Annotated in this window: 21 protein-coding genes; 6 read left to right on the forward strand and 15 right to left on the reverse strand. The window is 59.2% G+C overall.

The features are described 5' to 3' along the window. Nucleotides 1-80 precede the first annotated feature (80 nt). From AC2YB9_RS12480 to hrcA, 13 genes are all read right to left on the reverse strand, one after another. Nucleotides 81-1,667 carry a stealth family protein gene (locus AC2YB9_RS12480; protein ID WP_487265666.1) on the reverse strand — a complete coding sequence of 529 codons (1,587 nt, stop codon included), beginning with the start codon at nucleotides 1,665-1,667 and terminating at the stop codon, nucleotides 81-83. Beyond that, nucleotides 1,664-3,424: a stealth family protein gene (locus tag AC2YB9_RS12485; protein ID WP_487265667.1), complete on the reverse strand. Its 1,761-nt coding sequence runs from the start codon at nucleotides 3,422-3,424 to the stop codon at nucleotides 1,664-1,666. The genes AC2YB9_RS12480 and AC2YB9_RS12485 overlap by 4 nt, the downstream gene beginning before the upstream one ends. A gap of 363 nt (nucleotides 3,425-3,787) precedes the next feature. Beyond that, on the reverse strand, nucleotides 3,788-4,282 hold the full coding sequence (locus AC2YB9_RS12490) for an endonuclease/exonuclease/phosphatase family protein (RefSeq protein ID WP_487265668.1): 495 nt from the start codon (nucleotides 4,280-4,282) through the stop codon (nucleotides 3,788-3,790). Nucleotides 4,283-4,462: 180 nt separating this feature from the next. Next, on the reverse strand, nucleotides 4,463-6,007 hold the full coding sequence (locus AC2YB9_RS12495) for a stealth conserved region 3 domain-containing protein (protein WP_487265669.1): 1,545 nt from the start codon (nucleotides 6,005-6,007) through the stop codon (nucleotides 4,463-4,465). Continuing rightward, nucleotides 6,004-7,143, reverse strand: coding sequence for a non-hydrolyzing UDP-N-acetylglucosamine 2-epimerase (gene wecB / locus AC2YB9_RS12500; RefSeq protein ID WP_487265670.1), 1,140 nt, complete (start codon nucleotides 7,141-7,143; stop codon nucleotides 6,004-6,006). The genes AC2YB9_RS12495 and wecB overlap by 4 nt, the downstream gene beginning before the upstream one ends. 388 nt (nucleotides 7,144-7,531) lie before the next feature. Next, entirely contained in the window at nucleotides 7,532-8,449 is a 918-nt protein-coding gene (gene era / locus AC2YB9_RS12505; protein ID WP_487265671.1) for a GTPase Era, read from the reverse strand. After that, nucleotides 8,446-8,784, reverse strand: coding sequence for a cytidine deaminase (locus tag AC2YB9_RS12510; RefSeq protein ID WP_487265672.1), 339 nt, complete (start codon nucleotides 8,782-8,784; stop codon nucleotides 8,446-8,448). Before AC2YB9_RS12510 ends, era begins: the two co-directional genes overlap by 4 nt. Next, complete coding sequence (locus AC2YB9_RS12515) at nucleotides 8,768-10,078, reverse strand: hemolysin family protein (protein ID WP_487265673.1); 1,311 nt, start codon at nucleotides 10,076-10,078, stop codon at nucleotides 8,768-8,770. The genes AC2YB9_RS12510 and AC2YB9_RS12515 overlap by 17 nt, the downstream gene beginning before the upstream one ends. A gap of 2 nt (nucleotides 10,079-10,080) precedes the next feature. Continuing rightward, on the reverse strand, nucleotides 10,081-10,551 hold the full coding sequence (gene ybeY / locus AC2YB9_RS12520) for an rRNA maturation RNase YbeY (protein WP_487265674.1): 471 nt from the start codon (nucleotides 10,549-10,551) through the stop codon (nucleotides 10,081-10,083). Then, a complete protein-coding gene (locus AC2YB9_RS12525) occupies nucleotides 10,529-11,512 on the reverse strand; it encodes a PhoH family protein (protein WP_487265675.1) in 984 nt (327 codons plus the stop codon). The genes ybeY and AC2YB9_RS12525 overlap by 23 nt, the downstream gene beginning before the upstream one ends. A gap of 97 nt (nucleotides 11,513-11,609) precedes the next feature. After that, on the reverse strand, nucleotides 11,610-11,957 hold the full coding sequence (locus AC2YB9_RS12530; protein ID WP_487265676.1) for an HIT domain-containing protein: 348 nt from the start codon (nucleotides 11,955-11,957) through the stop codon (nucleotides 11,610-11,612). Nucleotides 11,958-11,980: 23 nt separating this feature from the next. Then, on the reverse strand, nucleotides 11,981-13,126 hold the full coding sequence (gene dnaJ / locus AC2YB9_RS12535) for a molecular chaperone DnaJ (protein WP_487268613.1): 1,146 nt from the start codon (nucleotides 13,124-13,126) through the stop codon (nucleotides 11,981-11,983). A gap of 11 nt (nucleotides 13,127-13,137) precedes the next feature. Further along, the gene (hrcA, locus tag AC2YB9_RS12540) at nucleotides 13,138-14,160 is read right to left on the reverse strand and encodes a heat-inducible transcriptional repressor HrcA (RefSeq protein WP_487265677.1); all 1,023 of its coding nucleotides are present in this window, start codon (nucleotides 14,158-14,160) and stop codon (nucleotides 13,138-13,140) included. A 76-nt stretch (nucleotides 14,161-14,236) separates the two neighbouring features. Here hrcA and AC2YB9_RS12545 point away from each other — a divergent pair, with 76 nt between their 5' ends. Continuing rightward, complete coding sequence (locus AC2YB9_RS12545; protein ID WP_487265678.1) at nucleotides 14,237-14,662, forward strand: hypothetical protein; 426 nt, start codon at nucleotides 14,237-14,239, stop codon at nucleotides 14,660-14,662. Beyond that, nucleotides 14,655-15,488, forward strand: a complete 834-nt coding sequence (locus AC2YB9_RS12550) for a DUF3097 domain-containing protein (protein ID WP_487265679.1) — start codon at nucleotides 14,655-14,657, stop codon at nucleotides 15,486-15,488. Before AC2YB9_RS12545 ends, AC2YB9_RS12550 begins: the two co-directional genes overlap by 8 nt. Before the next feature lie 28 nt (nucleotides 15,489-15,516). Here the strand turns inward: AC2YB9_RS12550 and AC2YB9_RS12555 are convergent, their stop codons facing one another. Both AC2YB9_RS12555 and AC2YB9_RS12560 read right to left on the reverse strand, forming a co-directional pair. Next, complete coding sequence (locus tag AC2YB9_RS12555) at nucleotides 15,517-17,367, reverse strand: AMP-binding protein (RefSeq protein ID WP_487265680.1); 1,851 nt, start codon at nucleotides 17,365-17,367, stop codon at nucleotides 15,517-15,519. After that, nucleotides 17,360-18,112: an IclR family transcriptional regulator gene (locus AC2YB9_RS12560; RefSeq protein ID WP_487265681.1), complete on the reverse strand. Its 753-nt coding sequence runs from the start codon at nucleotides 18,110-18,112 to the stop codon at nucleotides 17,360-17,362. Before AC2YB9_RS12560 ends, AC2YB9_RS12555 begins: the two co-directional genes overlap by 8 nt. Before the next feature lie 147 nt (nucleotides 18,113-18,259). Here AC2YB9_RS12560 and AC2YB9_RS12565 point away from each other — a divergent pair, with 147 nt between their 5' ends. From AC2YB9_RS12565 to AC2YB9_RS12580, 4 genes are read left to right on the forward strand one after another with little or no spacing between them, the layout of a single operon-like run. Beyond that, nucleotides 18,260-19,108 carry an ABC transporter ATP-binding protein gene (locus AC2YB9_RS12565; RefSeq protein ID WP_487265682.1) on the forward strand — a complete coding sequence of 283 codons (849 nt, stop codon included), beginning with the start codon at nucleotides 18,260-18,262 and terminating at the stop codon, nucleotides 19,106-19,108. Then, complete coding sequence (locus tag AC2YB9_RS12570) at nucleotides 19,108-21,078, forward strand: AMP-binding protein (protein WP_487265683.1); 1,971 nt, start codon at nucleotides 19,108-19,110, stop codon at nucleotides 21,076-21,078. Before AC2YB9_RS12565 ends, AC2YB9_RS12570 begins: the two co-directional genes overlap by 1 nt. Beyond that, entirely contained in the window at nucleotides 21,075-21,947 is an 873-nt protein-coding gene (locus AC2YB9_RS12575; RefSeq protein WP_487265684.1) for a branched-chain amino acid ABC transporter permease, read from the forward strand. The genes AC2YB9_RS12570 and AC2YB9_RS12575 overlap by 4 nt, the downstream gene beginning before the upstream one ends. Before the next feature lie 4 nt (nucleotides 21,948-21,951). Next, nucleotides 21,952-23,010: a branched-chain amino acid ABC transporter permease gene (locus AC2YB9_RS12580; protein WP_487265685.1), complete on the forward strand. Its 1,059-nt coding sequence runs from the start codon at nucleotides 21,952-21,954 to the stop codon at nucleotides 23,008-23,010. The last annotated feature ends 38 nt before the right edge of the window (nucleotides 23,011-23,048 follow it).

Here is a 23,048-nt window from a genome sequence, read left to right on the forward strand (position 1 = left end):
CTCCAATTTCAATTTGAAAATCACTCGGTATTTGTTCGCCGACAATTGTCCGGTTCGGTTCTGCCGACGGTGCGAATGCGTCACGGAGAGGCATCCAACTCAAAAGCCGATGGGTGAGGAAAGTATGCCTCAAGAAACGTCCCAACGAGCTCGTCAACGAGCGTCTCTCGCTCTTGCGGCACGCCTGCGTCATTGATACAGAACGTCTTGTACTGGCGCGAGGCCAAAACCTTGGCGAGCTGCTCGTCAATGACGGGTTTCCACAGTGCCAGATAGCGTTGCCTGATGTCACCGGGGGCCGCACGGCTCGTAGCAAATCCGAAGTGCGGCGCCATAAACGCGATCGGTCGGATGTCGTTTGCCGATCGGAACTTCTCGCGTTGACACCCATCGAATGCCTTCTGGAAACGCTCTTCCAGTTCGTAAAGCACTGAACGCCGGACCGGATAAGGCACGTGTTTCATCTGCTTGTGTACGACAAATCCGAAATGTTCTTGAAAGAGTTCGATTGCACTTCGGTCCGCGACAAGATATTCCTCAGCGGCGGCGTCAATCAGTTCAGCCGAAATCGAGTGTTCCGCTGGGAAAAATTTCATCATCCCGTTGGCAAAGAAAAAATCATTCCACGAGCACGGCCTGCCGAGGAACATGTCGTCGTTGAAGTAGATGAAATGCTCAGACAGGCCCTCAATGTGATGGAGTTGGGTCTCGATCGAGCTTGAGTTGAACGTGGGAAGCGAGTCTTGATCGCGATAAATGTCGCGGTGAGAGACAATCTCGATCTGTGGGTGCGAGACATCCAGCCACGAGGGCACCTGATCCATAGTGACAAGAAAGATCTTACGGACGAACGGCGCAAACATCTCAATCGAGCGCATCGAATACTTGAGCTCGTCGCGGTTGCGGAACCGTTCGGGCAAGTCAGCCCGACCCTGATGATCCTTCTCTTCGGGAGGAATCCACCGGTTGGCCGCCTTGTGAGCCAGCCATGTCGGATCCTGATCGTCGACCCATGTGTAGACAACATCGATAGCGAAATCCCGAGCAGCGAGGTCCGGAGCCTCGTCGGCGTCACCAAGGAACCGAGGCTGCTGACCGCTCGGCTCGATGATAGTTTCGAATGTGCTCCATCGCGCGTCGGTCAAGACATCGTTGCTTCGTGGCGCTTCGGCGTAATCGCTCCCCTTTAATGCACTTTCCGACGCCTGCCAAAAATCGAACTCGCCCACGGTGTGAGTAGCAAGATTACGACTACGGGCCGGGGTCTCCTCAACCCATAAATCGAATCGATGCAGGTCGTCACGCTCGGCTGCCTTGACTAGCCGAGATGCTGGACGCATCGGAATAGGCCATTGCTGAAAGAAGGCGGTGCACCCATGTGTATCGATCAACTTCGACACCAGAGCGACAACTACAGCACGATCTCTGCCGTGGAAGTGAAAGCGCGGGCGCAATTCAGCGACTTTGCCGCCGGTCGTGTATGAAATTTCGGAGGCCGCCAGCTTCTTGGCGAGCTCATCCAACAGAAGTGCGCGGCGTCCTCCGCTGACAACCTCGATGAGGGCCGGCGATGGTCGACCGAACAGAAAACGATGATGGATGCTCCGCAGCAGCGAGTAAAGTTGCGCGTAAACACCGTGTAAAACATCGCTAGTGGGTCGCTTCACTGCGCCGGCCTCTCAAAACGACTTCTTGCCGGAAAATATGAATCAAGGAACTCTCGCAACTCCTGAGCGGAAACTTCATTCTTGTCCGGTTTTGTGGAGTTGACACAGAAGGCTTGCCGATCACGCTGCGCCAACAGCAAACCCATCGTTCGACGTGCATCGCTCTTCACAAGATCCACGTAGGAGTATTCGATCGACCCAGGCACCGCTCGGCCGGTAGAGAAGGCGTAGTACTGGTAGAACGACGACAGCAACGAGATGTCACACTGGCCTCGTGTTTTACTACTCATGGTGACCCGGATCTCGTCGGGAAACTTCGCCTCGATCTCCTCGAGAATGGTCCGGCGAAGAGCATAGGGCACGTGCATGATCTTCTGAGTCAGCGATGTTCCGAAGCGCTCTTGAAGGACCTTCCGATTGTTCTTCGCAGCGATCGTCACGGGCACGTCCTTGGATACCGGCTCGCCCTGAGGCTCGTTAACCCAACTGGTGAAGAAGTTAGTCAGTCCATTGGCGTGGAAGAAGGTCTGCGGGATTACTTCGGTGCCGAGCATCATGTCGTCATTGAAATACAAGAAGTGCTCTGCCAAACCATCTATATGATGGAGTTGGGTTTCGATGGCATGCGAATTGTATGTGGGTAGCACCGACAGGTCAGTGAAGATGTCCCGGTGATCGACAATCTCCAATCCCGCAACGCCCGTATCGAGCCAAGACGGCCGCTGATCGTCAGTCACGAGAAAGATTTTTCTGACCCAGGGTGCGTACATCTCGATCGATCGCAATGCGTACCGCAATTCGTCACGGCTACGATAGCGCAGCGCGTTCGCGGCTTCCACGTGATAAGGCACATGCGTCTGGGTTGCCATCTTGCGTTGCCAAGCCGCATCAGAACCGTCAACCCAAGTGAAGACGACGTCGATCGGAAATATCACATCGTCGGGACGAGGATGGGTGAACTCGATCCGGGTGCGCACGTCCGGCAGTGGCTCACGGTCGGCCGGGGCGAGACGGGTGAATAACGAATCGCTCGCCAGAACGGCTTCGGAGCCAGGTGGGATTTCTGGCGTCACGCGGTTGCGACGAGTCGCGGTGAGGCGACCATCACGGTTCTTGTCCCACGGTTGGATCTCGCACCCATATCGTTCCCCAAAGATGGCACGGCCTGTCACATCGGCCCGGAACCAGATCATCCGTAGGGCAGATGCTCCAACTGCTCGCCGGACAATCGACCGACGATACCCCGGCTTGCTATCCACTTCGGTAGGGTCGGCATTCCCATAAATGTGGGACACATAGCCCGCCGATGTGGAGGCCAGCCGGCCAATGAGTTCTGCCACCCGTGTCCAATCGTCAGACGCGACAGCAATCGTGGCCATCGTGTCCGACATGCCACGCACGCAGAAATAATCTATGCCTGCGTCATCGAGAGTCTGTGACACCGCGAGCAGGTTCTTGTTACGAGCTTCAAGGGGCGTCTGAGCCGTGTCCGTTAACGCGACAACACGTCGTTTACCGTCGTATGCCATCGCTCGACCTGCGCCGCGATAAAATCTCCTGTGCATAAGTGAAGCGAAGACAAACCCAATCTCACCCAGAGCTGGCACAGCCCGATTGACGCTGACCATTCGCTTGATCGCAAATCGCAAACCCAAGGGCACCCGACGGTCGATGCGATAGCGGGTGTTCGAGCTGAGCGCACGCCGATAAAGGCGAACCACTGCCGACGATTCGGCATCAGCGCTCAACTTCGTCATACTCCCCTGACTTCACACATTCACTCTGAATCGCAGCCCCTGCCTCATCGAGAATACTATCGTCTTTGCCCGGCGAGGCAGGCCATACCTCATGCATGTTGGCCTCACAACGTGTCTGGGCCCGCAGCGCCTAACAGATGAGAACTCGTCGAGAGGCTAGATCGTGTCGCTTGACTCGCTCACGGGTCGAGACCGATCCCCTCAGGAGAATGCGTCAAACCAATCGGTCGGGAAGAAGCTCCCGATACGGCTATGTAGCACTCGAGAACTCTGAATTACACGACTATGCGGGGTCGCTGGAGTGCTTGGATCTGGGTGCCAGAAACATCACACGCTCGTTTTTCTAGCGCCAATTCGACCGCATTAGTCCGGCGGTGGAAGCACCAGAATCGCGCGCACCATGTTGTGATCCGACGGGATGGTACGGCTCACTTTCAGCGAACTCGGGGAAAACTCAACCACGACTTTCCACTCCTTGACCCTGAGCTCGTTGGTGGCGAAGATCCAATCAATGTTGTTACCGGTTTGCTGGCTGGTTTGAGGCTTATTGCGATCGTCGCAGAACGTCCACGGTGAGCCTACGTCGGTATTGCCCTTGAGATCTTTGCTCCACCCGTTACGACTATTGATCCAACCGTTAACGGACCTTTCGGCCCGCGGGATCGCAATCGGGTTGACCTTGGACTCTTGGTTAAGCACATCACCAAATCCGGCAGATTTCATCGCCGGGAGCAGATCCTCCGCATACGACGTGTTTCTCGTGGTGTTGAAGTCTCCCATCACTGCAAGCTGCACGTCGTCCAGTGCGGCCGGGTCGGCCATTTGCTCGACAGTCGAGTCGTCGATCGCCGCGGCCACGTTGGGGAAGGCTTCGACGGGGTGAGCGGACTCACGACCACCCTCCAGCCAGAACGCGATCTGCCTCAGAGCGTCGACCGGTTGCATCCCGGCTCGACTCTAGGACGGATCAGCGCCGTTGGAATGGCGCTGGCGGGTCGGCCGCAGAATGCGCTGCGTCGGTTGGAAAGAGCTGCTTCCTCAGGGACTTCGCTCGAAGCGACTGCGTTCGGGGAAGTAGGACATCAGGAAAGACTCAGCAGCCGAATTCCAGGCTTCGTTTTCCGCGCTCCCGCGCCCATCGTTGACGCAGAACGAGACATATTTCGAAAGTTCGCCCTCTTCGTGATCCGAAAGGAGCTGTCTGAAGACCTTACTGAATCGATGATTCTGCTGGATCAGCATTGTCGCACCACCGTCTGGGACCGCACGCCCCGTCATGAACGCGTAGTGGTGATAGAAAAATCCGGTGACCGCGACGTCTGTGACGTGACGAAAACGGTTGGCACGGGTTCTCTGGAAGTCCTCCGTGTAGACAGCCTCCATCTCCTGCAGAACTGTCCGGTTCATCGACTGCGGGGAGTGGGTGTGCAGACGGACCGGTGACCCACCGAAATCCCGGTTTAGCAGGGCGACCGAGTTTCTCGCACCGTTCAAGTAGTCTGGATCACCCTGCGTCTGAGGCCCATTCACCATCCCGTAGGGCTCCAACCGAAGGCGAGCAATCCCGTTGGCATAGAAGAAATCGGAGGGATCGACACGCCGGGCCAGGAAGAAGTCGTCGTTTGAATAGACGAAGTGTTCCGAGAGGTTCTCGATCTTGTGGATAGTCGTCTCGATGGCGTGCGAGCTGAAGGTCGGTAGGAAGTCATTCTCGAAGAGCTCGCTGTGATCCACCCAGCGGATCCGCGGGTTCTCCAGGTCCAGCCAAGCCGGTGGACGGCAATTGCTGACGATGTGGATGCGGCGCACCCACGGCGCGAACGAATCGAGCGAGCGCAACGCGAACTTCAGGTCGTCGCGGTGGACGAACCGGGCCTTGTCACTCGCGTCGGTAACGGTGGTTGGCGCCCACTGGGCGAACATTTCCTGCCAAGCGGGATCGTTGCCGTCAACCCAGGAGAACACCCAGTCAACATCAAAACTAATATCTTCCGAGGTGGGGCCCCCGATCAGATCATCCAATGCCCACACTCCGTCGATGCCGTCTCGCCCATCGGCCGTCGACTTCCATATTCGCGACGCCACGCCGTTGTTGTCGGGGGATGTCAGGTGGCCTTCCTCTGATTCCACCCACGCCTCGACCGACACGGCGATTGGCGGCTTGCGAGAGCGTAGGTCGTGCAGGATGAGCCGGATGACACCCTCACTCAGCAGTAACTCCTGCGCCGTGCGGGTGGAGCAGTCAAGAAGTTCGTTGGTGCGTCGGTGGCGCAGTTGCACACTGAGCGACTCGGACTGCGCCGTTCGCAAGAGGGCCGAGAGTAGGTCCGATGCACGATCGCGGGTCGTACAGAGACGAACCAATCCGTCGTGCACGTCGTCCAGCCACCAGAAATCAATTTGACGGCCAACCTCGGCGACGAGTTGGGCGGCGTCGAGAGGATGCTCGCGGACCCTCAGATCCTCCTGTGTCGCTGGCAGCATTGACATCCGAGCGGTGATGCTCAAAGGAGCCATGTCACGGATGATCCGACGGACAGCACGAATGTATCGTTTGAAGTCAATCCGCATCAGTGCTCTCATGCTCGACTCCCGTAGTCTCGAACTAGTCGGTCAACGATCTTTCGCGCAGCATCTCCGGTCCCGTAGGGATTGATCCGCTCAGACAGCTGGTCGTACTCTTCGTCGTTCTCCAGCAGCCGCACGGCCTCGGTTTCTATGGCGTGCGCGTCCGTGCCCACAAGGATCGCCGTTCCGGCGGCGACAGCCTCCGGTCGCTCGGTGGACCTCCGCGTGACCAAGACCGGAACGTTCAGTGAAGGCGCCTCCTCCTGCACACCACCCGAGTCCGTGATGATGAGAATTGCGCGGCTCATCAGGTAGACAAAGTCAACGTAGTCCACCGGCTCGATCAACGTGACATTGTCGAGATCTCCGAGAATCTCGATCGCGGGTCTGCGCGCCTGAGGGTTCAGGTGGATAGGAAAAAGTATCTGAACATCTGGGACCCGGTCGACGAGAGCACGCAAAGCGCGATAGACGTTCTCCATACCCTCACCGAAATTTTCCCGGCGGTGGTTAGTGACCAGGACCAGCCGTTTGGTGGGATCCAGCATTTCGAAGCGACAGCTCAGCCGCTCAATGGTCACAGGATCTGTAAGGACAGTGGAGCAGACCCACTGCAGCGCATCGATCACGGTGTTACCCGTAACCTCAATGTCTCGATCCGCGACTCCCTCGGCCAGCAGGTTGTCCCTGGCCCAGGTGGTCGGGGCGAAATGCGTGCTGGCCAGTCGCCCGATGATTCGACGGTTAGCTTCTTCCGGGAACGGAGATTCGATCGACTCTGTCCGCAGCCCCGCCTCCACATGCGCTACTGGCACCTGGTTGTAGTAGGCCGCGAGGGCAGAAATCATTGCAGTCGAGGTGTCGCCGTGGACCAGGACGACATCGGGCTTGACCCGCCCGATCTCTGCGGTGACTGCCTCCAGCGCCCGGGCCGTGAACCCAGCCAGTGACTGGTTTGTCTGCATCAGGTCTAAGTCGGAGTCTGGCGTGATCTGAAGGGTTTCTAGAACTTGATCGAGCATCTGACGGTGCTGGGCGGTCACGGTGACATGGGTGCGTACCTGGTCACCACGGTCCAGCGCCTCTCGAACCACAGGCCCCATCTTGATCGCCTCAGGCCGAGTTCCGAAGACAATCATCATTGTGAACATGAAAAACAGTTCCTCTAGGTCGATACAGGCAGATGGGTTAAACGATAGCGTCTGCCTGACGAAAGCTAAGAAAGGGTGATCCAGCCATCGTTTGATGTCCGACCCGACCGCATCGATAACTGCCGCCCCACGGCGATCTGTGGCGCGCCGATCAGGAATCTACTACGACAGGCTCTACAAAGCAGGGGACAGCGGCGAGTACGCCTACCGCGTAGGCCCCGCTAGCAGCAAGACACCATCCGGAAGTACTACGTGCTGAACAACGACAACAACAATGCCCGACGCATCTACGAGGCATCCCGAGAATTTCAACGTGAGGTCATCGACGCCGAGTCGTGATCTGAACGCGGCTCAGCGCTTGGCGTGGCTCGGCCATGCCTCAGTCTTGTTAGAACCCCAGTTTGCGCAACTGCTTCGGATCGCGCTGCCATTCCTTGGCGACTTTGACGTGCAGATCGAGGTAGATCGGGGTCCCCAGAATGCGTTCGATCGCAGCCCGTGAGTTGGTGCCGATCTCGCGCAGTCGCGCCCCCTTTGCGCCGATAATGATGCCCTTCTGGCTGTCCCGCTCAACATAAATATTGGCGCGTACGTCGATCAGCGGCTTGTCCTCAGGCCGATCGGCACGCGGCACGATCTCGTCGATCACGACGGCAATCGAGTGCGGGAGTTCATCGCGGACGCCTTCTAGCGCCGCTTCACGGATCAGCTCGGCAATCAAGATTGCTTCGGGCTCATCGGTGATCTGACCGTCGGGATAGAGCTGCGGGCCTTCGGGCAGCGTGTCGATCAGAAGTGAAGCGACAAGTTCGACCTGCTCGCCCGACTTTGCCGACACCGGAACAATGTCGCGCCACCGTAGTCCTGCCTCAGCGCCAGCGGTCTGGATATCAACTAGGTGCTCAGCGAGCCGATCAGAACCGACCAGGTCGGTCTTCGTCGCGATGCCAAGCACCGGCTTGGAACGAAGCGCGGCAAGCTCCTTGATCAGGTAGCGATCCCCGGGCCCGATCTTCTCATTCGCCGGCAGACACAGGCCGATCGTGTCGACTTCGGCCCAGGTGGTGCGCACAAGGCCATTGAGCCGCTCGCCCAACAACGTACGTGGCTTGTGTAGCCCGGGAGTATCAACCAAAACGAGTTGCGCGTCGGGCCGGTTGACCAGGCCACGAATGACGTGGCGTGTCGTTTGTGGGCGTGATGAGGTGATCGCGACCTTCTCGCCAACGATCGCGTTGGTCAGCGTGGATTTGCCGGCATTGGGGCGGCCGACGAAGCAGGCGAAGCCGGAGTGGAAGGTGCTCATGAGGTCTGCACCACTTTGACGTCGCCAGTCTCGTCGGCGATGTAGACCGCGATACCAGTGCCCGCGACGTCACGAATCGGCGACAGATCGATGATCGCCTCCCCCGGTTCGGCGGTGACGATCGCCCCGGCTTCAAACCCTTTTGCACCCGATGACAGCGCCGTCGCGACTGCCAGCGCCATCGCGTCGATGCGGACTGACGGGATGTTGACGTCGGCAGCCGCATACGTGCGACCGTCGATATCGCGGACCGCGGCACCCTCGCGCGCGTCGATACGAGCTCGAGTCATGCGGGCGAGCGTGACAAGTTTGTCGTCTTCAGTGCTTAGATCCATGTTCTGAGGTTAGCGACTCATCAGGACCGCCGTGCGAGTCGTATACCCGGCTGACCAAGACCGTATCGATCCGATTGCGTCGCCCGGATTGGGATTCGGCCTCGAAGCGCAATCCTTCGACCTCCACGACGCTTCCGGTGATCGGAACTCGACCAAGATGCTTGGCAATCAATCCGCCGACTGAGTCGACGTCTTCGTCCTCGATCGCGATGCCGAACAGATCGTCCAGATCATCGACCTCATACCGCGAACTGATCCGGAACGAGCCGTCGGACAGCTGCTCAACACCGATCTCCTCGGTGTCGTACTCATCGGTGATCTCGCCGACAATCTCCTCAAGAATGTCCTCGATCGTGACCATTCCGGCGGTGCCACCGAACTCATCGACGACGACCGCAACATGCATCCGCTTGGCCTGCATCTCGCGCAGGAGCATGTCGGCGTGCTGTGTGTCCGGCACATACAGGCATTGCCGGGTCATGCTGTCGATCTTCTCGGTCGATTCGGAATCATGATTGTCGAAGACGCGCTTAGTGACGTCCTTGAGATAGGCCATGCCGATGATGTCATCGAGGTTCTCCCCAATGATGGGGATGCGGGAATAGCCGCTGCGCAAACCAAGCGACATCGCCTGCCGCAGAGTCTTGCTGCCTTCGATGAACACGATGTCGGTACGCGGGACCATGACTTCGCGCGCGATGGTGTCGCCGAGCTCAAACACCGAGTGGATCATCTCGGACTCCTCGGACTCAATCACCGAGCTGGCCGCTGCGAGGTCGACGAGTTCGCGCACCTCGACCTCCGAGGCGAAAGGCCCCTCGCGGAAACCTTCGCCAGGGGTAAGTGCATTGCCGATCATGATCAGGGTCTTCGGCAACGGGCCGAGCAGCTTGGTCAGGAAGCCCACGGGGGCTGCTGATAACAGCGCAACGCGTTCGGAATGTTGACGGCCGAGCGTACGCGGCCCGACGCCGAGCAACACATACGAGACGATGACCATGATCGTGACGGCGATCGTGATTTGCCGCCACAGGGGATCGATGTGGGCGGCGACAATCAGTGTCGCAAGGACAATGGCCGCAGTTTCGGCGATCGTGCGCAGCAGCAGGATCGAGTTGATCGCGGGCGCTGGATCTTCAAGGATTTTAGCCAGCCGCTTGGCACCGCTTCGGCCTTCGCCGGCCAACTCCTCGGCGCGAGCCTTGGAAAACGCTGACAGTGCCGCCTCGATGCTGGCAAGGAAGCCCGCCACGACGGCAAGTACCGCGGCAACGACGACATAGGTCCAGTCCACGGCTATTCGGGGTCCACGCCGGCTTTGGCGCGCCCCCACTCGACCAGCAGCCGGCCCTGCAGCCCGAACATTTCCTCGTGTTCGTCGGGTTCGGCATGGTCATAGCCCAGCAGATGTAGAATGCCGTGAACTGTGAGCAGTTCGATCTCGTCCTCGGCGGAGTGACCCGCCGCTGGTGCCTGTTGGGCTGCGATCTGCGGACACAGGGCAATGTCGCCGAGGTAACCCTCGGTGGCTTCCTCGCCCTCACGTCCGGGGCTCAGCTCGTCCATCGGGAAGGACAGCACATCGGTCGGACCTTTTTTGTGCATCCACTGTTGGTTGAGGACCGCAATCGTGTCAGGTTCGACCAGCCGCAGACAAAGCTCGGTGGCCGGATGTAACCGCATACGGCGCATGACGAACCGGCACAGTCTGGTCAATGCCAGAACATCGGCATCGACGCCAGACTCATTGAGTACGTCGACGTTCACGTTCCACCTCGAACTCTTCGTAAGCAGCCACGATACGACCGACAAGTTTGTGCCGGACAACATCGTGCGCCGTCAGGTGCGAGAAGTGCAGATCCTCGACGCCTTCGAGGACATCTTGGATGACGCGCAGACCACTCTTCTGGCCACTGGGAAGATCGACCTGAGTCACATCGCCGGTCACAACCATTTTGGAGCCGAAGCCCAGCCGGGTCAGGAACATCTTCATCTGTTCCTGCGAGGTGTTCTGCGCTTCGTCGAGGATGACGAAGGCATCGTTCAACGTACGACCCCTCATATAGGCCAACGGCGCCACCTCAATCGTGCCGGCCGCGAGCAGCTTCGGAATCGTCTCCGGGTCGATCATGTCGTGCAAGGCGTCATACAGCGGACGCAAATAAGGATCGATCTTGTCGCTCAGGGTGCCCGGCAGGAAGCCGAGTTTTTCGCCTGCTTCGACCGCCGGCCTGGTCAAGATGATCCGGGTGACCTTCTTGGCGTGGAGCGCCTGAACTGCCTTGGCCATCGCGAGATAGGTCTTGCCGGTGCCAGCCGGACCGATGCCGAACACGATCGTATGTTTGTCGATCGCGTCGACGTAGCGTTTTTGGTTGATCGTCTTGGGGCGGATCGTACGACCGCGGTTGGACAGGATGTTGAGGCTCAGTACATCGGCCGGCCGCTCACGGGTCTCCGCGCGCAGCATCGCGAGGCTGTTTTCGATGGTCTCCTTGTTGAGTCCCTGGCCGGCGCGCACGATCGTGACGAGCTCGTCGAGAAGTCGTTCGACGAGGGCGGCTTCACCCGGCGATCCGGTGACGGTCACAGCATCGCCGCGCACGTGGATCTTGGCTTCGAAGGAGTCCTCGATCAACCGCAGGTATTCATCATTGGGCCCAAACAGCGACACCGCAGCAATGCTCGCCGGTATCGAGAACGTGTGTGGAACGAATTCATCTCTCATATGGTTCCCAGTGTATTGAAGCACTCCGACTTCTGCACACTACCGCTCCTTGGGACGTCATCCCGAATGAACTCCCAAGGCCCCGTTGAGGATGACGTTAGCCCGGCGGCCAGCTGAAGTCGCGGCCGCCGAGTACGTGAGCATGCGCATGAAAGATAATTTGTCCGACTCCAGCACCGTTATTGAACACGAGCCGGTAGGCCTCGCCGACGCCTGCAGCCTCGGCAACGGAACGTGCATCAGCCAGCAGTGCCGCTGCCGCCACGGGGGCGGCGACCGCTAGATCGGCCACTGTCACATGATGCTCACGTGGAATCACCAAAATATGGATCGGCGCCTGTGGATCGATATCACGGAAGGCAATCGTGTGCTCGGACTCAGCCACCACATCGGCCGGAACCGTACCGGCCAAGATCTTGCAGAACAGGCAATCTGAATCTGACATAACTCGACCCTTCGCAGCGCGACTCATTTGAACGCATTCTTGATGCGCCCGAACACACCCTTGTGGTTATCGCCGAAGTCAACCTCTGGATTTTCCTCGTCCCGAATTTCGGCCAATCGGCCCAACAATTCGCGCTGTTCGCTATCAAGTCTGGTTGGTGTTTCGACAACCATTTGAACGAACAAATCGCCACGACCGCCGCCGCGCAGTCGCGGCACGCCAAAGCCCTTGACCGTCAACGTGTCACCCGATTGGGTGCCCGCGGGGACCTCGAGTTTGACCGACCTCGGAACGTTGCTCTCATCCTCAGCCAGATCAGCCTCAAGCGTCGGCAAATCTAGGTTCACGCCGAGCGCCGCTGCAGTCATCGGGATCGTCACATTGCAGGAGAGGTGATCGCCTTTTCGACTGAACACCGGGTGCCGCGACACGTTGATCTCGACATACAGATCACCGGCAGGTCCTCCGCCGGGGCCGACTTCACCCTCACCGGTGAGCTGGATCCGGGTGCCCTGATCGACCCCAGGTGGGATGTTGACCGTAAGCGAACGACGTGACCGTACGCGACCATCGCCGGCACACTCGGGACACGGATTGGGAATCATCGTGCCGAAGCCGTGGCATGCCGGGCAGGGCCGGGAGGTACGGATGTCACCCAGCAGCGAGCGTTGTACGTGTTGGACATCGCCATGGCCATGACAGGTGTTGCACATGACCGGTTCTGAGCCTTCCGAGGCTCCGCTGCCACCACATGTTGTGCACCGAATCGCGGTGTCGACCTTAATGTCGTGAGCGACGCCGAAGGCTGCCTCGTCGAGCTCGATCTTGATCCGCAACAGTGCATCCTGGCCGCGTCCCGTGCGTGAGCGTGGGCCCCGACCGGCATTCTGACCGAAGAAGGCATCCATGATGTCGTCGAAGGAAAAGCCCTGGCCGAAGCCGCTACCACCCGCACCGAGCGGATTACCGCCTCGGTCGTAGGTGGCGCGCTTATTGGGATCGGACAGCACTTCATATGCCGTCGTCACCTCTTTAAACTGTTCCGCGGCATCGGCTGCTCCATTGACGTCGGGATGCAGTTGACGCGCAAGTTTGCGGTATGCCTTCTTGAGGTCATCGGCCTGCGCATTGCGGTCGACGCCCAAAATTTCGTAGTAGTCCTGTGCCATTGAGTTGGTCATTAACTTTCTGCCAGCGTCTGGCCGACATAACGGGCGACAGCGCTGACGGCGGCCATCGTCCCTGGGTAGTCCATGCGTAGCGGTCCAACGGTGCCGAGCGTGGCTAGTGCCTGCTCATCTGCACCGTAGGCGGTCGAGATGACCGAGGTTCCGGCCAATCCTTCATGACCGGTCTCATTGCCGATCCGCACCATGAGTTTGCTCGGGCGCGTCGCCTCGCCCAGGAGTTTGAGTAGGACGACGTGTTCCTCGATTGCTTCCAACATCGGTTTGATCGAATCGTCGAAATCCGAGCCGAAGCGTACGAGATTCGCGGTGCCGCCCACCACGATACGTTCATCAGATCGTTCATTTGAGAACGTCTGCGTCAGCGTCGTCACAATCGAGGTCACGATGGGGCGATCGGCTGGTACGAACGTGCCAATCATCTCGGCCAGTCGCAACGAGGCCTCCGGCAACCGTTGTCCGATCGTCGCGGCCACGATGCGGTTGCGCATGTCGGCGACCAGCGACTCACTCGGCGTGGCCGCGATTTCGATCATGCGCTGTTCGACCCGGCCGCTGCTGGTGATGACCACCAACAGAATCCGGGCACCTTCCAACGGGACGATCTCGATATGGCGGACCGTCGAACGGGTCAGTGACGGATATTGGACAATTGCGACCTGATTGGTCAGTTGGGCCAACACCTTGACGCTGCGTTGGACCACATCATCAACGCTCACCGCGCCGGTCAAGAAGGTTTCGATCGCGCGGCGTTCGGCCGAGGTGAGATTCTTGACGGTCGCCAATTTATCGACAAACAGTCGATAACCCATATCAGTCGGGATACGGCCCGCGCTCGTATGGGGTTGGGCGATTAAGCCCTCGTCCTCAAGCGCCGACATATCGTTGCGGATCGTGGCCGACGAGACACCAAGATTGTGGCGTTCGACCAGCGCCCGAGAACCAACCGGTTCTTGGGTCGCCACATAGTCCTCAACGATCGCTCGGAGGACTTCAAGTTTGCGTTCATCTGCCATGCGTCCCCCTATCTGAGTCGGGTGCTTCGCGCGAGTCGCTTTGGCACTCTCACCTTGCAAGTGCCAGTCTAACTGTGTGAGCAATGTGAAGATCGACGGAGATGCGATTGCGGTCGAAGGCAGCGCAATCACCCTGACCTACCGCCCCCGCGAAATCCTGCTGTCCGATGGCCGCAGGATCGCGCACGAGAGCCAAGGTGGCGAACTCAATTCAGTGTGGGCCACAGATCTGGGCGACTGCTATGTGGAAGTCGTCCATCTTGGCGACGGCCCGACCGGCGGTGAGCTCGTGCTCGTCGTGCCTGGTGAAAACGTCGTCGTTATTGGCGACCTCTATCCCGGTGACAACCTCGCTGACGTGCACCCAAGTTGGGCTGGCGCGCTCGACCTCACAATTGGGCTCACGAATGATTCGACCACGATTCTCACCTCATTGGGGACGGTGACGCGCGACCAACTCGATGCCTCGCACCAGAGGATCCTGGGAATCTTGAATGGCTGATCCTTATGGCAACGATGTCTTAGCCGGCGACTGGAAGGTGCCCAAACGCGGGCGCTCGGTCGAGACGCCAGCTGACCGAGGCCTAGTCGTTGAGGAAGTCACGACCGGATTTTGTGGCGAGATAATGCGCGTCGATCGCAATCTGCATACCGTCGACCTCGAGGATCGGCATTTGACGCGCCGCACCTTTGAACTCGGCCCCGGCTTCCTACTTGAGGGCAAACCGATCATCCTGACCATTCCGGTCAAGGCCAGTCCGAAGGCACCGACCCGCACGGCATCTGGCTCACGCGCCGTCGCGGGCGCCAAGGCTCGCGTCGCGCTGCCGAGCCGGATCTACGTCGAGGGCCGCCATGACGCCGAGCTCGTCGAGAAGGTCTGGGGCGAAGATCTTCGAATCGAGGGCGTTGCGGTCGAATATCTCGGCGGCATCGATGACCTCGCTGCGATTGTCGATGACTTCGCCCCGGGGCCAGGGCGACGACTCGGTGTCCTCGTCGATCACCTTGTGCCTGGCTCCAAAGAGACTCGCATCGCCCAGCAGGTCAGCGGCCGTCCGCACGTTCTCGTCGTCGGCCATCCGTATGTCGATGTGTGGCAGTCGGTCAAACCGGCCCGGCTCGGCATGTCCGCGTGGCCGGTTATCCCGCGCTCAATCGAGTGGAAACACGGCATCTGCGAGTCACTTGGCTGGCCGCATAAGGATCAGGCAGATATCGCCCGTGCGTGGAAGAAGATTCTCAGCACGGTCAATTCATACGCCGACCTTGAGCCAGAGCTTCTTGGCCGGGTCGAGCAACTCATCGACTTTGTGACCGCGAACTAGTGTGACCCCGAACTAGTGTGACCCCGAACTAGCCAGGCACTTCGGCGCCGGCAGTCGCGAGAACTTGGCTCCACAGAGCGTGTCGAACCTCAACGCGCGGATCGACCGCCGTCAAAAGCGCTGTGATCGAGGCGCGCCGAGAGCGACGGGCGAGCTCATCGCCAAAGCGATCAAGGATCACGATCCGGCGTGGTCGAGCGAGTCCGCCCAGTACGTCGCGCACACCGTCGAGAAGCTCTGCGGCAACCCGAGCAGCATCAAGGTTCGCGGTGAGTTCGGTGTCCAGGACAACTGCAGCGACGATCGAATCTCCACCACGGTCCTGGCGGACCTCAAACACATCGGCTCTGATGACGTACGGGTGGTCTTCGATCACTTCGCAGATCTCGGTGAGCGACACCAATTGGCCGGTCACCGATACGACCTCATCGCGCCGGCCTAGGAACTCGATTGCACCATTTTTGTCGTATCGGGCCAGATCGCCCGTTGAGTAGACCCCCGGATGTTGGCGAAAATGCACGTCCACCACATCTGCTGCCGCCGCGCCAGTGACATCGACCGCCATACCAGCCCACGGTCGAGTCAAGATCACTTCACCTACCGCATCGTCGACAACCGGTGCCCCGTCATCATCGACCAATCGCATACCAGCATCAGGCATTTTGTCCGCGTCTACTGGCGCGTCGAAATGGACCACTCCGCCTAGCTGGATTTGGCCCCAGCCGTCAGCCACGTCAACGTGACCGTGGCCGACAACGTCGGTGAACCACTCCATCGTCCTGCGGTCGACCCGCTCGCCCAACGTCGCAATGCGACGCAATGAAGCCACCTTGGGTGCAGCCGGCGGTGTCGGTGTGCGCTCACGCAACATGCGCGCCGCCGATGGAGCCAATAGGACTGTCGACACGCGATAACGTTCAATGAGTTCCCAGGCGCGCGAATAGGATGGCGTGTCCAACGCACCCTCATACATGACCGTCGTCTCGCCCCAGAAAAGTGGCGCATAAATGCCAGAGGTTTGCGTGACGATCCAGGAGGGGTCGCCCGCCACCCAGGAGATACCTTCGCCACAACTTCCGTAACGGTGAACGATCGCCGCCGAGAGCAGTAGGCGTCCTCCCGCATGCGTGACCGAAACCGGTTCGCCGCGCCGGTTGGCCAGCGGTTCGACGATTAGCGGATGATCCGAGGAGAGTTCGGCTGCACCGAGATCATCCGACGTTGTTCCCGGCCGGGCGCCGGCCAACAGTTCGTGATACCAGAGGTCGCCTCGGTACCACGGAACATCGAGCCCAGTGCGCCGCACGACCACCGTGAACTCGACACCGTGGACCGCGGACAGCGCCTCATCAGCACGTGCCTTAAGCGGCAGGATCGCACCCCGACGCCAGGCGCCGTCCTGAGTGAAGACCATTTTGGGGGCAAACGTTTCGATTCGTTGCGCCAATGCCTCGACCGGCAATGGCGTCGGAATCATCGTATAAACAGCCCCGATGCGCGCACAGGCGAGCATCACCGTGACAGTTTCGGGTATCCAACCCAAATGGAGTGCCACCCGATCACCGGCTGTGAGTCCCATGGAGCGAAGTACGTTGGCAAGGCTGACAACATCGTCGTGCAGTTGGGTGTAACTGACGCTGCGCCGATCGCCCGGCTCTCCCTCCCACAACAATGCAGCCTGCTCGCCGCGGTCGTTCAAATGGCGATCAACGCAATTGACCGAAACGTTCAGGGCGCCATCAACGAACCATCGATCAAATGGCGGCTCAGCGCGAAACACTGTCGTCCATGGCTGTGACCACGTAGCGGCATCAGCAATGCCTTCCCAATCACGCAGTCGCTCCGCACCGTGTTGTTCCGCACCGACCTTCTCAACCATGACCGAGCGTCCTGCCTGCGGCACTCGCTGCATGGCTTAAATGACCGACGATCTCCCCCACTTGAGCTTGATCCGCGCCAATTGGCAGACTGGCCGACAAAGCCGCAGCCGCCTCGCCCGCGCCATTGAAGACCGGCACCGCAACTTCTCCTGCGGTCACTGAAGCCGTAGCGGGCATCGTCAGGAACGAAGCAGTCGCCCATGTTGCTCGCTGCTCATCGGCTTCCTTACCCAATGCTTCATCGGCTCGACCGAGAGCAAGGTTCCACTCATCTTGATTGGCCCGCGCCACAAGGACACGGCCTGCGGGCGTCATGAACGCCGGCTCGGTTCGTCGAGCACCACGGTAGAGGCCGCTGTCATCGCCATCCACTCGATCCACATAGACGACCGATCCCCTTACCAATATCGCGACGTGGACGGTAGTCGAGATCTGATTACGAACGGGAACTAGATAGGGCGACAACGCACCCAGGACCGGGAGCCTGGCCAGATAACGCTGGGACAATCTGGTCAGCTCCGGACCGAGGCCATAGCGCGAAGTACGCGCTTCCTGTTCAACGAGTTGCGCGAGCACCAGCGAGCGAAGCAGCCGGTGCACCGTCGGCAATGTAAGTCCTGATGTTTCAGCGAGATCACTCAACGGCCGATAGGCCGGGCCTTCGCTCATCAACTCCAGCAACAACATGGCGTTGCGCACCGTGCCCAGAGTGCCGCGGGCACCACTGTCATCGATCGCTGTCACCCGGCCACTTCCCTCATTGCGCCTTCAGTTGAGAACACATATTCCACCATATAGGAAATATCTATCTAAATCTGCCTATTGCTTTTCACATAGTGGAAAGATAGGGTCACTTTCCGTGATCCAAAACACACATTACCAAGGAGTGTCATGCTGACGCGGTCTTATCAGCACGAGTTGAACTCAAGCCAGGTAGCAATCGGCGAACCACTGCTGGAAATTCGCGACCTTGGTCTGCGCTTCGGCGGCGTCGCTGCGCTCTCGGAGGTGTCCTTCACCGTCAGGCAAGGCACCATCCACGCCGTCATCGGCCCGAATGGCGCCGGTAAATCGAGCCTGCTCAATTGCATCAGCGGTCTCTATGCCCCGAGCGCTGGCTCGATCACGATGCATACCGCCGACGAACAAGGAACGGTCCAGCAGCACCGGCTGATCGGCAAACCGCCGCATCGGATCGCGCGTCTTGGCATCGCTCGGTCGTTCCAGAACATCGAACTCTTCGCCCAATTGACAGTGCTCGACAACCTCATGCTGGGCCGGCACATCCACATGAAGAACCGACTTATCACGTCGATGCTGTGGTTCGGCCCGGCCCGTAGGCAGGAGATCGAACATCGAGCACTGGTCGAGGAGGTCATCCATCTGCTGCAACTTCAAGCATTTCGACACCAGCCGGTTGGCTCGCTCGCATACGGCATCCAGAAACGCGTCGAGCTAGGCCGCGCCTTGTGCCTGCAACCTTCGCTGCTGCTCCTCGATGAACCGATGGCTGGCATGAACAGCGAAGAGAAAGAGGACATGGCCCGCTACATCCTCGACGTCCACGAACTCGCAGGCGTCACGGTCATCTTGATCGAGCACGACATGAATGTGGTGATGGACATCTCGGCACATGTCAGCGTTCTGGATTTTGGTCGCCTTATTGCCGACGGCACGCCAGCAGAGGTCGAAGCCGATCCCGCCGTGATCGAGGCCTATCTAGGTGCGGAGGAAGTCTGATGACGGCTGGTACGACATTCCCGTCGTTGCTGCGTGCTTGCGCCACCGAGCGTGCTGATGAGATCGCCATGCAGGAGAAGCGTTACGGAATCTGGCAACCAATAACCTGGCGCGAATATCAGGATCGCGTAAACGACTTCGCGCACGGCCTTGCTGCCCTCGGCGTTAAACGTGGCGACGTGGTAGCCGTTCTGGGCGATAACCGGCCCGAATGGTTGATCGCTGAACTCGCCGTTCAATCGATCGGTGCCGCCGTGGTGGGTATTTATCCGACCAGCATCAACGAGGAGATCGCCCACATCCTGACGACCGCCAACGTTTCGGTGGTGGTTGCCGAGGATCAGGAGCAGGTGGACAAACTTATCCGCCTGAAGTCGACCGCGACTGGAATCGAAACCGTCATTTTCTACGATCCTCACGGACTGGAACAGTACGACTTACCGTATTTGCGTGAATTTGTCGACGTTGAATCCGAGGGCCGAGTATGGGCCGAATCTCATCCGAACTGGCTGGACGAACAACTGCAATCGGCCAGTGCCGATGATCTTGCCGTGATCTGCACGACATCCGGCACTACATCCCGGCCGAAGCTAGGGCAACTTACCCATCGCAATCTGTTATCGATGGCCGAACACCTAGCCAAAGTCGATCCCATCACCTCGAAAGATCGTTATGTCTCGTTTCTACCGTTCGCCTGGATCGGCGAGCAGATGCTGGCCGTCGCCTGCGGCATGTCATTCGGCCTGACAATCTCGTTCCCCGAGAGCGCCGCAACCCAACGCAGCGACCTGCGCGAGATCGGCCCGGACATCATGTTCAGCCCTCCTCGTATCTGGGAATCAATGCTTTCGGACGTTCAAGTGCGCATCGATGAGGCCGGCTGGCTCAAACGCAAAGTGTTTGGGTGGGGTTATGACGTCGGCGATCGGAGCGCCAATTTAAGGGTCACCGGCAAGAAGCCGGGGCTCATGACCAGACTCCTGACCACCGTCGCCAACCAGGTTGCACTGCGCCCGGTGCGGGACCAACTCGGCCTCGCACGCATCAAACGCGGCTACACCGGTGGCGCGCCGCTCGGTCCGGACGTATTCCGCTTCTTCCATGCGATCGGCGTCAACCTCAAGCAGATCTATGGCCAGACGGAGATCTGTGGCATCGCCGTTCTACATCGTGATGATGCAATCGACTTCAACTCCGTCGGTCAACCAATCCCGGGAACCGAACTACGGTTCAGCGACGTCGGTGAGATCCAGTTGCGTTCATCCTCGGTCTTTGCCGGCTATCTCAACAACCCCACGGCGACCGCTGAGTCGGTCGATGCTGACGGCTGGCTCCTGACCGGGGACGCCGGCTTCCTCGACGACAATGGGCAATTGGTCGTTATCGACCGGCTCAAAGATGTCCTGCGGTCTTCCGACGGCACTCAGTTCTCCAGCGCTTTCCTGGAGAACAAGCTCAAATTCTCTCCGTATGTTGAGGAGGCCGTCGTCTTCGGCACGCCAAACGAGGAGTCTGGGCTCGCCGGAGAGTTGACCGCGCTGGTCACTCTTGATCCGGCGACGGTTGGATCATGGGCCGAACATGAGCATCTGAGCTATACGACCTACACCGATCTGGCATCAAAAGGCCAGGTTTACGACCTCATCGCCGAAGAATTCGACCGAGCCAATGCCGAGCTACCCGAGAGCATCCGGATCCGCCGGTTCACCTTGCTGCATAAGCAATTCGATCCAGATGACGACGAGATCACCCGCACCCGCAAGATTCGTCGCTCCGTAATCGACGAACGATACGGCGAAATCATCACGGCATTGGCCGATGGTGCCAAGTCGGTCGATTTCAGCAGCGTCATTGCCTATCAAGATGGCAGCACCGTGAAACGAGAGTTCGAATTGAAAATCTTCGACCTGACCTGTTATGACCCGCCCGTCGGGCTAAAACGTCGACCAGTTTGGAGTGGTCGACGATGAGCACCTTCGTCAACCTCCTCGTCTACGGCCTTGCCGACGGCGCGATCCTGTCACTTGCAGCCCTCGGCTTCGTACTCATCTACAAGGCAACCGGCGTTATCAACTTCGCCCAGGGCGAATTCCTCCTGGTCGGCGCCTACACGTTCTATGCGGCATTCGTCCTGCTCGGCCTACCTTTCACCTTGGCAATCGTCGTCGGCGCAGTCGTGGCCGTAGTGCTTGCGCTGCTGGTCGAACGCTTCGTCCTGCGGCCGCTAATCGGTGAGAATCCGATCAACGTCATCATGGTGACGATCGGGCTCTCGCTGGTCTTGAAGGCCATGGTGCAAATGTTCTTCGGAACCGCAGTCCGCGAGATGCCAAGCATCCTGCCAACAAAATCGATCGCACTATTCGGTGGTCAGGTCCCGCTCAACCGGCTTCTCGTTATCGCGATCGCGGCAACCGTTCTTACCTTGTTCACCGTCTTCTTTCGCCGCTCCCGTCATGGCATCGCGATGCGCGCCGTTGCCGATGATCAGCAGGCGGCCATGACAATGGGAATCTCTGTGCCGCGCATCTTTGCGATGGCATGGGCACTCGCCGCGATCAGCGCACTGATAGCGGGTGTCTTACTCGCCGATACCGCCGCAGTGGATGGCAATATTGCGGCCTTCGGCCTGCTCGTTTTCCCCGTCGTAATCCTCGGTGGTCTTGATTCCGTGCCGGGCACCATCGTGGGCGGACTGACTATCGGCATCCTCAAGCAGATGGTTTCGGGATACGCCGATCCGGGCCTCGCTGAGGTCGTCCCATACGTAATCCTCGTCGCGATACTCATGGTCAAACCGTATGGCTTATTCGGCGAAATTCGAATCGAGAGGGTCTGAGACCATGGCGACTTCCACAGGCCTGTACCACCGTAATTATCGTGCCGAGCTCGCGCTTCGCCATACCCGAGCCGAATATGCCAGGCTCGCGCTGATCATCGTCGGTCTGATCGCACTCCCTTATCTCGTCAACAACTACTGGCTCGGCATCGTCAACACGATCCTTATCGCCGTGGTCGGGGCCGTCGGGCTCAACATTCTGACCGGGTTCACCGGGCAGATCTCACTCGGTCAAGGCGGCTTTCTCGCCGTTGGCGCCTACTCGTCGGCCATGTTCAGTTCACGCGGCGGCATACCGGTTGTGCTCAGCATCGTCCTAGCCGTATTGCTGACCGCCGCGGTCGGAGCCTTCTTCGGGCTGCCGGCGCTGCGCCTGAAAGGTCTCTATCTGGCCATCGCGACACTTGCCTCGCAAGAGATCATCATCTTCGTAGCACGCCGCTGGGAGTGGCTCACCGAGGGCCAAGGATTCATTTCAGTGCCGCGACTCGAGATCGGAAGCTTCAAGATCGAGCGACTGACCTTCGAATGGCAGTGGTATTGGATCCTCGTCGTGATCGCGGTCATCAGCACGATGGCGGCCCGCAACATCTTCCGCACCGGCTTGGGTCGTGCGTTCATGGCAGTGCGCGATCAGGACATCGCCGCCGAAGCGATCGGCGTCAATCTGACCCGTACCAAGGTCACCGCATTCGCCGTATCAAGCGGCTTCGTCGGATTGGCTGGCGCGTTGACCGCCCACTACACCGAGACTGTCACTTGGGAACGGTTTTCCCTCGACGTATCCATCACCTATCTGGCCATGATCCTTGTCGGCGGACTCGGCAGCATCGCTGGCGCCGTCTATGGTGCCGTCTTCATCAGCATGCTGCCACCGCTGCTGACCGAGTTCAGCGATGCCGCAAAGTCCCAATTGCCGTTCGTTGCCGATCAACTGCCAGCGATCAAGAACGCCGCTTTCGGTCTGATCATCGTCATTTTCCTCATCTTCGAACCACGCGGATTGGACCGAATGTGGCAACGCATGAAGGACTACATCCGGTTCTGGCCATTCCGATATTGATTGCCCGCTCTGGCACACCCGGTGTCTTCGAGCTCAAC

Source organism: Aeromicrobium changchenzhani (genome assembly GCF_057586615.1).

What these genes read in the sequence shown, in the direction of transcription:
- AC2YB9_RS12485 (WP_487265667.1), bottom strand. Translation starts at nt 3,424, where the DNA reads ATGACGAAGTTGAGCGCTGATGCCGAATCGTCGGCAGTGGTTCGCCTT.
- AC2YB9_RS12495 (WP_487265669.1), bottom strand. Translation starts at nt 6,007, where the DNA reads ATGAGAGCACTGATGCGGATTGACTTCAAACGATACATTCGTGCTGTC.
- wecB (WP_487265670.1), bottom strand. Translation starts at nt 7,143, where the DNA reads ATGTTCACAATGATGATTGTCTTCGGAACTCGGCCTGAGGCGATCAAG.
- era (WP_487265671.1), bottom strand. Translation starts at nt 8,449, where the DNA reads ATGAGCACCTTCCACTCCGGCTTCGCCTGCTTCGTCGGCCGCCCCAAT.
- AC2YB9_RS12510 (WP_487265672.1), bottom strand. Translation starts at nt 8,784, where the DNA reads ATGGATCTAAGCACTGAAGACGACAAACTTGTCACGCTCGCCCGCATG.
- AC2YB9_RS12525 (WP_487265675.1), bottom strand. Translation starts at nt 11,512, where the DNA reads ATGAGAGATGAATTCGTTCCACACACGTTCTCGATACCGGCGAGCATT.
- AC2YB9_RS12530 (WP_487265676.1), bottom strand. Translation starts at nt 11,957, where the DNA reads ATGTCAGATTCAGATTGCCTGTTCTGCAAGATCTTGGCCGGTACGGTT.
- dnaJ (WP_487268613.1), bottom strand. Translation starts at nt 13,126, where the DNA reads ATGGCACAGGACTACTACGAAATTTTGGGCGTCGACCGCAATGCGCAG.
- hrcA (WP_487265677.1), bottom strand. Translation starts at nt 14,160, where the DNA reads ATGGCAGATGAACGCAAACTTGAAGTCCTCCGAGCGATCGTTGAGGAC.
- AC2YB9_RS12550 (WP_487265679.1), top strand. Translation starts at nt 14,655, where the DNA reads ATGGCTGATCCTTATGGCAACGATGTCTTAGCCGGCGACTGGAAGGTG.
- AC2YB9_RS12555 (WP_487265680.1), bottom strand. Translation starts at nt 17,367, where the DNA reads ATGGTTGAGAAGGTCGGTGCGGAACAACACGGTGCGGAGCGACTGCGT.
- AC2YB9_RS12565 (WP_487265682.1), top strand. Translation starts at nt 18,260, where the DNA reads ATGCTGACGCGGTCTTATCAGCACGAGTTGAACTCAAGCCAGGTAGCA.
- AC2YB9_RS12570 (WP_487265683.1), top strand. Translation starts at nt 19,108, where the DNA reads ATGACGGCTGGTACGACATTCCCGTCGTTGCTGCGTGCTTGCGCCACC.
- AC2YB9_RS12575 (WP_487265684.1), top strand. Translation starts at nt 21,075, where the DNA reads ATGAGCACCTTCGTCAACCTCCTCGTCTACGGCCTTGCCGACGGCGCG.
- AC2YB9_RS12580 (WP_487265685.1), top strand. Translation starts at nt 21,952, where the DNA reads ATGGCGACTTCCACAGGCCTGTACCACCGTAATTATCGTGCCGAGCTC.